11 protein-coding genes are annotated in these 11,316 nt (G+C 74.7%); 5 read left to right on the top strand and 6 right to left on the bottom strand.

What is annotated here, in order from left to right:
- The first annotated feature begins 17 nt into the window (after positions 1-17).
- Positions 18-902 (top strand): aminoglycoside phosphotransferase family protein, encoded by an 885-nt coding sequence (locus C9F11_RS03480; RefSeq protein ID WP_138957854.1) that lies wholly within the window; start codon positions 18-20, stop codon positions 900-902.
- Between the two features lie 6 nt (positions 903-908).
- Here the strand turns inward: C9F11_RS03480 and C9F11_RS03475 are convergent, their stop codons facing one another.
- Positions 909-1,574, bottom strand: coding sequence for a TetR/AcrR family transcriptional regulator (locus C9F11_RS03475; RefSeq protein ID WP_138957853.1), 666 nt, complete (start codon positions 1,572-1,574; stop codon positions 909-911).
- Between the two features lie 183 nt (positions 1,575-1,757).
- Here C9F11_RS03475 and C9F11_RS03470 point away from each other — a divergent pair, with 183 nt between their 5' ends.
- From C9F11_RS03470 to C9F11_RS03460, 3 genes are all read left to right on the top strand, one after another.
- Positions 1,758-2,144: a hypothetical protein gene (locus C9F11_RS03470; RefSeq protein ID WP_138957852.1), complete on the top strand. Its 387-nt coding sequence runs from the start codon at positions 1,758-1,760 to the stop codon at positions 2,142-2,144.
- A 170-nt stretch (positions 2,145-2,314) separates the two neighbouring features.
- Entirely contained in the window at positions 2,315-3,091 is a 777-nt protein-coding gene (locus C9F11_RS03465) for an oxidoreductase (protein WP_138957851.1), read from the top strand.
- Positions 3,092-3,242: 151 nt separating this feature from the next.
- Positions 3,243-3,974 carry an SDR family oxidoreductase gene (locus C9F11_RS03460; RefSeq protein ID WP_138957850.1) on the top strand — a complete coding sequence of 244 codons (732 nt, stop codon included), beginning with the start codon at positions 3,243-3,245 and terminating at the stop codon, positions 3,972-3,974.
- Between the two features lie 94 nt (positions 3,975-4,068).
- Here C9F11_RS03460 and C9F11_RS03455 read toward each other — a convergent pair whose 3' ends face one another.
- From C9F11_RS03455 to C9F11_RS03445, 3 genes are all read right to left on the bottom strand, one after another.
- A complete protein-coding gene (locus tag C9F11_RS03455) occupies positions 4,069-4,617 on the bottom strand; it encodes a DUF1062 domain-containing protein (RefSeq protein ID WP_138957849.1) in 549 nt (182 codons plus the stop codon).
- 455 nt (positions 4,618-5,072) lie between these two features.
- On the bottom strand, positions 5,073-7,373 hold the full coding sequence (locus C9F11_RS03450) for a LuxR C-terminal-related transcriptional regulator (protein WP_138957848.1): 2,301 nt from the start codon (positions 7,371-7,373) through the stop codon (positions 5,073-5,075).
- 170 nt (positions 7,374-7,543) lie between these two features.
- Positions 7,544-8,305 carry an NIPSNAP family protein gene (locus tag C9F11_RS03445; RefSeq protein ID WP_138957847.1) on the bottom strand — a complete coding sequence of 254 codons (762 nt, stop codon included), beginning with the start codon at positions 8,303-8,305 and terminating at the stop codon, positions 7,544-7,546.
- Between the two features lie 106 nt (positions 8,306-8,411).
- Here C9F11_RS03445 and C9F11_RS03440 point away from each other — a divergent pair, with 106 nt between their 5' ends.
- On the top strand, positions 8,412-9,392 hold the full coding sequence (locus C9F11_RS03440; RefSeq protein ID WP_138957846.1) for a WYL domain-containing protein: 981 nt from the start codon (positions 8,412-8,414) through the stop codon (positions 9,390-9,392).
- A 20-nt stretch (positions 9,393-9,412) separates the two neighbouring features.
- Here C9F11_RS03440 and C9F11_RS03435 read toward each other — a convergent pair whose 3' ends face one another.
- Positions 9,413-10,315, bottom strand: coding sequence for a serine hydrolase (locus C9F11_RS03435; RefSeq protein WP_138957845.1), 903 nt, complete (start codon positions 10,313-10,315; stop codon positions 9,413-9,415).
- The gene (locus tag C9F11_RS03430) at positions 10,312-11,301 is read right to left on the bottom strand and encodes a LysR family transcriptional regulator (protein WP_138957844.1); all 990 of its coding nucleotides are present in this window, start codon (positions 11,299-11,301) and stop codon (positions 10,312-10,314) included. The genes C9F11_RS03435 and C9F11_RS03430 overlap by 4 nt, the downstream gene beginning before the upstream one ends.
- Positions 11,302-11,316 lie beyond the last annotated feature (15 nt).

Below are 11,316 nucleotides of genomic sequence, written 5' to 3'. Positions count from 1 at the left end.
GCCTCGGAAGGGCATCCATGAGCTCTGGCACCCCGCGCGTCGACGCGTCTCTCGTACGACGGCTGATCGCCGCGCACTTCCCGCAGTGGGTGGGCCTCGCCGTCGAGGCGGTGGACTCGGCCGGTACGTCGAACGTCATGTACCGGCTCGGCGAGGACCTGGTGGTGCGGCTGCCGCGCGAGTCGGGGTCCGCCGACGAGGTCGCCAAGGAGGACGTGTGGCTGCCGAGGCTCGCGCCGTCGCTCCCCGTGCCGGTGCCCGTGCGGCTGGGGGAGGGGATACCGGCCGAGGGGTACCCCTGGCGCTGGGCCGTCTACCGCTGGATCGAGGGCGAGAACCCGGTCGTCGGCCGGATCGCCGAACCGGGCGCGCTCGCCACCGCCCTGGCGGAGTTCGTCCTGGCGCTGCGGGGCGTCGACCCCGCGGGCGGGCCGCCCTCGTACCGCGGCGGGTCCCTGAAGGACCGGGACGCGGAGACCCGCGACGCCCTCGCGGACCTGCACGGGGTCATCGACACGGCCGCGGCGGCCGCCGCGTGGGAGACGGCCCTGCGCGCCCCCGAGCGGTCAGGCCCGCCGGTGTGGATCCACGCGGACCTGCAACCGGGGAACCTGCTGCTCCACCGGGGGCGGCTGAGCGCCGTCATCGACTTCGAGTGCCTGGGCCTCGGCGATCCCGCCGTCGACCTCATCGTGGCGTGGTACGTCCTGCCCGCCGAGGTGCGCGACGCCTTCCGGGCCGCGCTGCCGCCGGACGACGCCGCCTGGGCGCGGGGCCGCGGCTGGGCCCTGTCGATCGCCCTGATGGAGCTGAGCTACTACCGGGACAGGAACCGGCGGATGGCGACGGTGGCGCGCCACGTCGTCGCCGAGGTCCTCGCGGACGCGGCGCGCACGGCCTGAGGCGGGTCACGTCCCCTTCGGCAGCAGGCTGTCCAGCTCGGCCGCGAAGAACAGGGCCGGGTCGAAGCCCATGCCGGTGAAGTGCCCGGCGAGTTCGAGCGACAGGACGCCGTGCAGCCGGGACCAGAAGGACAGGGCGCGGTGCAGGACCGCGGGCGGGGCGGGGTGGTCCCCGGCCCAGGCCCGGTGGTCCTCCAGGTGCGCGCGGAACGGCGTCGCGGAGCCGTCCGGGGCGAGGGCCGCGCCGGCGTCGAGCAGGGTCGCCATGATCTCGGAGGCGATGCCGGTGATGTCCTCCGGCGCGTGGTAGCCGGGCACGGGCGTGCCGTAGACGAGGAAGTACCGCTGGGGATCCGCCAGGGCCCACCCGCGCAGGGCGTGGGCGAGTCCGGCGAGGTCGGCACCGTCGGCGGCGGCCGCGCGGACGGTGTCGGCGAGGCTGCGGTACGCGTCCCGGACCAGCTCCGTGATGAGCTCGTCGCGGCTGGCGAAGTAGCGGTACAGCGCGGGTCCGCTCATGCCCATCTGCTTGGCGATCGCGTTGAGGGAGAGCGCGGTGGCCCCCGCCGTGGCGATCTGCTCCCAGGCGTGCTCCTTGACCTCCGCGCGCACCTGGGCGCGGTAGCGCTCCCTGGGAGTCTTCGTCCCTGCTTCCGGCTCTGCCTTCGCCATGGCCTGCACCCTCCGCGCCCTACGGCTATATCTTCGCGATTTAGTTAGAAGCTATCACGCAGCCTGTTGACCCCTCACTCCCCTCTGAGTTACAACATCTAACGAACACGCTGACATCTATCTCAGTGTGGGGCGCGCGGTGCGGCCGCGCGCCGCCGTGCTCCAGCAGACGAGGGGAACCCCATGACCACCACAGTCGCCGCACGCCGCGCCCCGGCCCGCCCCACCCGCCGAGTCCCCCGCTCCGTGACCGTCTCCGCCTGGGCGGTGCCCGTCATGGTGATCGGTCAGTTCGCGCTCGTCTCGGGCCTCCCGGTCGCGGTCGCACTGGTCGGCGCGGTCCGCCGCGTCCGCGAACCGGCGGCACGCCGGGCCGCCACCGTGCTCGCCGTCACCTACCTCGTCCCGCTCGTCGTCTGGCTGACGCGCCCCGACGCCGCGGAGAGCCTGTCCAAGGACATGCACCCCGTCTTCGCCGCCCTGATGGTCACGGCGTCCGCCGCCCTCATCGCCACGCTGCGCCGGGCGCGGCGCCGGGGCGGTCGAGGAGGCCATAGGGCCTTCCTATAGCGCCTGTTGGCATTTCGTCTTTGCTCCTCGCTCCTTTCCGTACGTACGGTGAAACCGCTCGACGAGGCGCCCCCTACCGCGCATTCTCCGCGGGGGCACGCGCCGCGTACGTCGTTATTTCTTCCGTCGAGCGTTCCATGCCGACATTGCGGGGAGAGGATCGGTCGACCATGACCACTATGGAGAACACGGCGGGACCGGGAACGTGGGAACTCGTAGGGAAGCGTGCCCTGGTGACGGGCGGGTCCCGTGGCATCGGGGCGGCCGTGGTGCGGCAGCTCCTTGACGCGGGCGCCCAGGTGCTCACGACGGCCAGGTCGGCGGCGGACACGGTGCCCGAGGGAGCCGTGTTCGTGGAGGCCGACGTGCGCACACGGGCCGGTGCCGAAGCGCTCGCCGCGGCCGCGCGGGAGGCCCTCGGCGGGGTGGACATGCTCGTCCACAACGCGGGCGGGGCGGGGCCGCACCGGGGCGCCCTCGCCATCCCCGACGAAGAGTGGCAGGACGCGCTCGACCTGAACTTCCTGGCCTCGGTGCGCCTGGACGCGCTGCTGGCGCCGGAGATGCGGGAGCGGCGCTCCGGGGCGATCGTGCACGTCTCCTCGGCCGCGGTCCCCACGGTGGCGCCGCCGTTCCTGCACTACACGGCGGCGAAGGCGGCGCTGGAGAACTACAGCAGGGGCCTGGCCCAGGAGTTGGCCCCGTTCGGCGTCCGCGTCAACACGGTGTCGCCCGGCCGGACCGCCACCCCCGGCGGCGAGCGCACCCGGGAGCAGTGGGCGCACTTGTCGGAGGGGCCGGGCCAGGACCTCACCGCCCCGCCGCTGGGGCGCGACGGCGAGCCCGACGACATCGCCGACGCGGTGCTGTTCCTCCTCTCCGCCCGGGCGAGCTGGCTGACCGGGAGCAGCCTCGTCGTGGACGGCGGCGAATTCCCCAGGGGCTGACACGGCGGGAATTCCGAAACGCCGACCCGAAGAGCAGAGCTGGAGATCCGGCCGGAATGATCTACCGGAATAGCGGAGGTGGTCGCATTTCCGCCACGGCCATCGCACTTGAATCGCCCCTCCCCTTACGCATACAGAGAGGACACACGTCATGGAATTGACGGGAAAGGTCGCGCTGGTCACCGGAGGCACTTCCGGTATCGGCCTTGCGGCGGCCCGGTCGCTGGCCCGTGCGGGTGCCGACGTGGTCATCACCGGCCGCGACGCCCGGCGCGGCAAGAACGCGGCGCACGCCGCGCAGGAGGACGGGGCGGTCCGGTTCGTCCCCGCCGACGTGGCCGACCTGGACTCGGTGGCGGAACTGGCGCGCCGGAGCGGTCCGGTGGACATCCTCGTCAACAACGCGGGCGTCTTCCCCACCTCGCTCACCGTCGAGCAGAGCGTGGCGGACTACGAGCGGGTCTTCGACACCCATGTGCGCGGTGCCTACTTCCTGGTCGCCGCGCTCGTGCCGCACATGCGCGAAAGGGGCGGGGGCAGCATCGTCAACGTCACCTCGCTCGCCGCGCACAAGGCGATCCCCGGCGCCTCGGTCTACAGCGCCTCCAAGGCCGCGCTGGACTCGCTGACCCGCACCTGGGCGGCGGAGTTCGCCGAGGGCGGCGTACGGGTCAACAGCGTCGCCCCGGGCCCGACCCGCACCGAAGGCGTCCTCGCCGCATGGGGCGAGGAGGGCAACGAGGGCGTGGCCAAGGAGCTGGGGCTCCAGCGCACGGCCGCGTCCCAGGAGATCGCCGAGGCGATCTGCTTCCTCGCCTCGCCCCGGGCGAGCTACATCACCGGCACCACGCTCCACGTCGACGCCGGAGGCACCGTCTTCTGAGCGGGAGGGGGCGGAGGCGCGTGCCACGGGAACTCCGCGACCACCAGGGCCTGTCCGCAGGTCGTGCCGGACGGGCCCTGGCGCGGGGGAGGGCTCAGCGCTTCAGCGTGAAGGTGAAGTCGCTGGAGTGCTTGCCGCTCAGCCGGACCGCCGAGACGAGCTTCCCCTCCGCTACGAGCCGTTCGACCTCGGCCCGCGAGAGGCCGCAGCCCTCGGCGATCAGGCGTGCCGGACGGACGGGGATCCGGGCCGCGAAGCGGACCGAGACGTCCAGTACCTCGCGGTCCAGGTGATCCGATCCGCCGGTGTCCAGACGCCAGGCCCCGTCCCAGTCGAGGGCGACGCGGTTGCGGCGCCGCAGGACCGGGTCCTGGAGCAGTTCGGCTGCCAGGGAAGGGTCGTTGTCGTGCATCCGGCCAAGGAGTCCGGGGTGGATGGAGCGCACGTTCGTCCGCTCCAGGACGGTGAGTTTCGCCGTGTCCCCGCAGGCGGTGCAGAGCACGAGGAGCCAGGCGTCGAGGAGCTTGTGGTGGGCGTTGACACGGAACTTGCCGTTCGCCCGGAAGCGGCCGGACGCGCACGCGGCGCAGCGGCGGAGGACGGTCGGCAGGCAGGTGGGCATGACCACCCAGCTAGTGAGCACAGAAGTACACCGGTTCCAGTGAGAAGTCCGCAGCAAAAAGGAGCGCGGCACGCAGGCGCGACGCGCGACAGATCAGCTCTCGGGAGGTCTCACACGGTGTACAACGGCACGTCCTTGCCCAGGCGACTCGGTTCGCCAGCACGGTAGGGCAGGACGGCGGCGCCGCTCCACCGGTTTTCCGGGTGTCTCACCGGCGGGCCGCGTCCGGCCGGGCCGGGACGGCGAGCCCGGTGGGGGAGGCGGTGCGGGGCGCCCGTGCCTGGCAGGCGTGCGTACGACGCTGCCGGCGCCCGGCACCGCGTCCCGGCTGGCTCTGCCCACTGTCCCGGGCTCCGGGGCGTCCCGGCATCCGTGACCTGCCACGATCCGTATACGTACGCGGCGCGTGCGGGCGCGGGCCACGCCGCCCCCGCGGCGGCCGTGGGGGCGGCCGCGTACGTACGTATGCCGGTGGATCAGTCCTCCAGCGCCGCCCGGACGTCGGCGCGCGAGGTGAGGTCCAGCTTGGCGAGGATGCGCTCGACGTGGGTGTCGGCGGTGCGCTTGGAGATGACCAGGCGTTCGGCGATCTCCCGGTTGGACAGGCCCCGCGCGACGAGCGCGGCGACCTCGCGCTCGCGGGGGGTGAGGGCGTCGGCCGCGTGGCCCCGGCGGGCACCGGGCAGGGACCGCGCCGACGCGGGCACGTCGAGGTCGGCCCGCACCGCCGCGAGGACCTCCGTGCCCGTGAGCCGCGCCCCGAGCCCGTGCCAGCGCGCGAACACCGCCTCGCCCAGGGCGCCGCGCACGGCCCGCTGCACCGCCTCCTGCTCGTCCAGGAGCGAGGGCAGCATGGCCACCGGATCCCCGGTCAGCCGCCGCGCGCTCTCCGCGTACCCCAGCAGCCAGGCGGCGCGGGCGTACCGTTCCTGCTGGGCGGAGTGCCCGGCGAGCCCCAGACAGCACAGCGCGGCGACCAGCACGTCCCCGACCTCGCTCACGGCGTCGAGGGCCCGGCGCAGCGGTGGGGCGCTCTCGTCGTGCCGCCCGGCGAGCCACAGGACGACGCCCTGCACCATCAGCGTCGAGGCGTAGAGCTGCCGGTCCCCGGTGTCCTCGAGGTGGGCGAGCCCGGTCGCGCACAGCTCCAGGGCGCCGTCGACGTCGCCGAGGACGGCCCGCAGGAGGGCGCCCTCGTAGTGGACCACGCCGATGCCGAGCAGGTCCCCGGCCTCCACGATCCGCCGCCGCCCCCGCTCCAGCTCGGCCAGGCCCTCGTCGACCTCGCCGCACAGCGCGCGCATGGCCCCCAGATACGGCTCGGTGAACAGCACCACGCGCGGCTCGCCGCAGCGCACCGCCACCTCACGCGCCTCCTCGAACAGGCCCGGCGCCGCCATGAGGTCGCCGCTCCACACGGCGAGCACCCCGGAGAGGAACAGGCCCCAGGCCCGCTCCGCACGCTCCTCGGGCACCAGGTCGAGCCCCTTGTCGATCCAGTACCGCCCCTCCGAGAGCGTCCCCACCGCACGCCAGAACGGCGCCAACTGCGCCGCGAGCCACAGCCCTTGCGGGGCGCGCTCCGGGGTGGCGAACGCGTGCCCCAGGGCCGCCCGCAGATCGGCGACCGCCTCCCGCGCCTCCCGGTACAGCGCGGCCTGCGCCGGGGTCAGGAGTTCGTCCCACAGCCGCTGCCCCAGCTCCTGGTAGTGCGCGAAGTGCCGCTCCCGCACGCTCACCGCGTCGTCCGCGTGCCCCTTGCCGTCGGGGTCGTCGAGCCGTTCCCCGCCGTACGCGCGGATCGTGTCGAGGAGGCGGTAGCGGCCCGTGCTTCCGCCCAGGTGCTGCACCACCGACTTGTCGACGAGCCCGACGAGCGCCTCCAGGACGTCCCGGGCCCCCAGGCCGCCGCCCGCGCACACCCGCTCCGCCGTCGCCAGCTCGAAGGGGCCGGCGAACACCGAGAGGCGCGCCCACAGCAGCCGCTCCGCGGGCGCGCACAGCTCGTACGACCAGTCGATCGCCGTACGCAGCGTCTGGTGCCGGGCCAGCTCCGTGCGGCGCCCGCCGGTGAGCACCCCGAAGCGCTGGTCGAGGCGCGCGACGAGCTGGGCGAGCGGCACGGCCCGCAGTCGTACGGCGGCCAGTTCGAGGGCGAGGGGAATGCCGTCGAGGCGCTCCACGAGCGCCCCCACCTGCGCCCGGTTGCTGTCGTGGACGGTGAAGTCCGGTACGACGGCGGCCGCGCGCTGCGCGAACAGCTCCAGGGCGTCGTCGGCCGGGAGCGGCGCGAGCGGCAGACACCGCTCGCCGGGCACGTCCAGCGGCTGCCTGCTGGTGGCGAGGACCGCCACGCCCGCGGCCTCCCGCAGCAGGACGTCACAGAGCAGCGCGCACGCGTCCACGAGGTGCTCGCAGGTGTCGAGGACGAGCAGCAGACGGCGCGCCCGCAGATGCGCCACCACCGCGTCCAGCGGCTCCATCCCCGGCTGTTCGGGCAGGTCGAGCACGGCGGCCAGGGTCGCGGGCACGAGCTCGGGGTCGCGCAGGCCGGACAGCTCCGCGAGCCACACTCCGTCGGGGAAGTCCTCCGTGACCGCGGCGGCCACGCGCAGCGCCGTGCGGCTCTTGCCGACGCCGCCGGGACCCACCAGGGTGACCAGCGGAGCCCGCGCGAACGCCTCCTGGACCCGGGCGAGGTCGTCGGACCGCCCGACGAAACCCGTCCGCTCCACGGGCAGTTGCCCGCCGCGTCGCTGCGTGAAGCCGAATCCCATCCGCGGCCGACCTTCCCGTCGAGGTGGCGGCAGGCCTCTTGGACCGGCCTTCCACTCGCCTCCCACGGTCCCACCCCTGTGACGTGGTCCGCAGGGCATAGCGGCGCGTCGGGGGTGATCGAGTTGAGTTCGAGGGCCTCACGTTCGAGGGATCCCGGTTCGGGCGCCCCTCAGCGCGCGGTCCCGATGAGCGAGCGGGCCGTGGGCGCGAGCCGCAACTGCTGCGCAGGCGCGGTCTGTTCCCGCTCGACGCCCGGCAGGATCTCGTCGCGCACCAGCCGGTCGGCCCGTACGGCGGCACGGTGGCGTCGGCAGGCGTCCTCGTCCGCGTACGACGTGAGGACGACGACGGCGTTCTCGCCGGTGCGCACCGGAAGGCGCGAGAAGGTGTTGGGCGCCGTCTCGGTGGTGAGGGCGGCCAGGGGAGCGGGCCCCGTGGCCGCCAGGGCGGGAAGGAGTCCGCCGCGGATCAGCTCGACGCCCGTGTCGCGCCCCGGCGGGAAGGACCAGACGGTGGCGGACACGAAGCGGTCCGGCGCGGCCGCGTCACGACCGGGCCGGGCCTCCGGGCGCGGCGCGAGGCCGCTCCCGTCCGCCAGGGGGCGCAGCAGCAGGACGTCGTCGGAATCGACCATGGTGCTGTTCGCCCGCGGCCCGTGCTCGGCCCAGACGGGACCCCCGTAGAACGACGTCAGCGCCCGGTGGCGCGTCGCCATGTCGCGGAACCCGCGCAGCCACACGAAGCGGTCGGGGGCGTCCAGATCGCGGAACTGGCCGAGGACGGCCATCCCGGTGTCCTCCTGGGGCTCGACCAGCTCCCGGTCGAACAGGGCGATGAGTTCGTCGCGGCGGCCGGGGCGGAGCGTGTACTGACGGAGTTCGATCACCGAGGGGCGGTCGGCGGGACCGGCGGGCGGGGTGGTGCGCGGCATGGAGGGCTCCTGGCAGACCGGAGGAAAGGGGACAGGGGGTGTCGCGGACCGACGTTAAGGGGGCCGTGTGCCAGGGGCTGTCAGTGTTTCGCGGGAGGATGCCCGCATGTCTGCCGGTCGACTGCTTTCGGTGCTCCTGTTGCTGCAGTCCCGCGGCCGCATGTCCGCGCGCGGGATCGCCGACGAGCTGGGCGTGTCCGTGCGCACCGCCTACCGCGACCTGGCGCGGCTCCAGGACGCCGGTGTCCCGGTGTACGCGGAGCCGGGCCGCGCGGGCGGCTACCAGCTGCTCGACGGCTACCGCACCCGGCTCACCGGCATGAGCGAGGGCGAGGCCCGGGCCCTGTTCTTCGCCGGACTCCCCGGCCCCGCCGCCGACCTGGGCCTGGGCGACGAGGTGGCGGCGGCACGGCTCAAGCTGCTGGCGGCGCTGCCCGAGGGGCCGCGCGCGGAGGCGGAGCGGACCGCGGCGGTCTTCCACGTGGACGCCCCCAGCTGGTACCGGGAGGCCGAGGAGACGCCGTACCTGCCGCTGTTCGTCGACGCGGTGCTCACCCGGCGCGCGGTGGACGTGCGCTACCGCCGCTGGCGCGCGCCGCAGGAGGTGCGGCGCCGGCTGCGCCCCTACGGACTCGTGCTCAAGTCCGGCGTCTGGTACCTGGTGGCCGCCCTCACCGAGAGCCGCGTCGCGACCTACCGGGTCACCCAAGTCCTGGACGCCGTACCGGCCGACGAGCGGTTCGAGCGGCCGGACGGCTTCGACCTCGGCGCCTACTGGGCCGCCTACGTCGAGGACTTCGAGCAGCGGCGCCACACCGGCACGGCCACCGTACGGCTGTCCCCGCGAGGGCGCCGCCGGCTGCCGGACAACGCGCCGCCGGAGGTCGTGCGGGCGGTCGAGGCCACCGCGACGCCGGTCGGCGACGACGGCTGGGTGGAGGCGGTCGTCCCGATCGAGAGCGTCGAGCACGCCCGCGGCGAACTCCTGCGCCTCGGCACCGACGTGGAGGCCGTCGCCCCGGCGGCGCTGCGCGAGGCGATGGCGGCGACGGTGGGCGCGCTCGCCCGGACGTACGAGGTCGGCTGAACCGGAGTCGCGATGCGGTACTAGAGCTGGCGCAGGTGGTCCCGCAGGGAGCGGGCGACCTGGGCCATGAGGGCGTCGGCGCCGGGCTGGGCGGAGGCCGGGACCAGGGACTCGGTGAGGGCGGCGACGGCGAAGGCCTGGCCGTCGGCGTGCTCGACCACGCCGACCTCGTGGCGGAGGTTGAGGAGGGTGCCGGTCTTCGACGACCAGGTCGTCGCGTCGGAGCTGAAGTCGGGGGTGAGCCGGTGCCGGATCAGGTTGTTGCCCATGAGCTCGCGCACGCGCCCGGCCACCTCGGGGTGGATCGCCGACGGCGTCCACAGGGCCTGGAGCAGGTCGACGTAGGCGCGGGCGCTGCCGGTGTTGGCGCGGGTGGTGTCGAGCTGCGGAAGACGGTGCCCGCGGCCGCTGGTGCCCGCGTCGATGGCCAGGGCGTGGGCGAGGTGGGCCTGCGCGGCGGCGAAGCGCTCCGTGGGGGTGTCGGACAGCTCGCGCGTGTCGTGCCGGACGGCGAAGCCGCGCAGGCCGAGGTCGTCGAGGACGGCGGCGACCCGGGCGGGCGGGGTGAGGTCGAACAGCGCGTCGGCGGCCGACCCGTCGCTCACGGACGTGCTCAGGTACAGCAGGTCGTCGATCGCGATGCGGGCGGGGTGACGGAAGCGGCTCACACCGGTCGGGCCGGGCGTGGTGATCCGGCCGGGCCGCACGTCGAGCGCCGTCGCCCCGTCGAGCTCGCCGCGCCGGATGCGCTCCGCCGTCGCGAGGGCGAGCGGGATCTTGACCAGGGAGGCGGCGGGGAGCTGGGTGTCGGGTTCGAGGCCGAGCTCGTCACCGGTGTGCAGGTCCCGTACGAGGAAGCAGCCGTGCAGGCCGCCGTCGCTCAGCTCTTGGCGCAGCTCGCGCAGGAGCGCCTCGGGGTTCACGTGGTCTTCCCTTCCGGGGTGCGGGGACGGGTCCCTTCCGGGGTGCGGGGGCGGATCCCCCCATTGATCGTCTGGATCTCCGGTGCGGTCGCCTGGCCCTCCGGTACGGGCGCCTGGACGGCGGCGCCGAGGCAGCGCGTGATGGCTTCGCCCAGGCGGGCCCGGAGGTGCTGCGGGTTGCCCTCCGCCGCGGCGGCGAGCGCGAACCCCCGGCTGAGCGCGAGCTCGCCGATCGGCCGCCAGACCAGGCCGAGTTCGGCGGCCTGCGCGGGGGAGCAGAGCAGCAGGTCGTGCCCGCCCAGGGCCTCGGCGGCGGCGCCCGTCAGGTCCGCCGCGGCGACGAGCTGCGCGGGCCGCAGGCCCAGCGCGTCGCGCAGCCGTGTCAGCGGGTCGCGGATGTGCGGCACGTCGTCCTCGGGCTGGATCCAGACGCGGCGGGCCGGGCCCGTCGCGCCGCGGCCGAGCCGCAGCGTCTCCAGATAGACGCGCCGCACGCCGGGGTCCTGGGCGGTGGCGACGCCGAGCGGCACGGACCAGGTGGCCTCGTCGGCGGGCACCGCGAGCAGCGCGGCCCGCACCTGCTGGGCGTGGAGCAGCTCCCGGCGCTGCGCCGGCGGGGCCACGCGCAGATCGAGCGTCACCTCGTGCTCGCGCGCCTCGGCGACGAGGCGGGCCAGGGCGGCGGTGGGGCAGATCCCGGGCACCGCGAGCCGCCACGGCTTGCGCCGTGCGGCCTCCGCCTCGCTGAGCAGCACGTCCGCGGCCTGCACCAGCTGCCTCGCCGTCGGCAGCATGTCCCGGCCGAAGGGCGTGAGGACGGCCCGCCGCGAGGTCCGCTCGAACAGCGGCTCGCCGAAGCGCTCCTCGAGCGCGGCGACGCGGCGGCTGGCCACCGACTGGGACATGCGGGCCGCCGCCGCTCCCACGGTGAAACTGCCGCGCTCACTGACGCTGACGAACGCCCGGCACGCTCCTACGAGATCCACGCCCGCACCCTATGC

It is taken from the genome of Streptomyces sp. YIM 121038 (assembly GCF_006088715.1).
Classification (GTDB): Bacteria; Actinomycetota; Actinomycetes; order Streptomycetales; family Streptomycetaceae; genus Streptomyces.
This window is presented reverse-complemented; position numbering and strand designations above follow the sequence as displayed.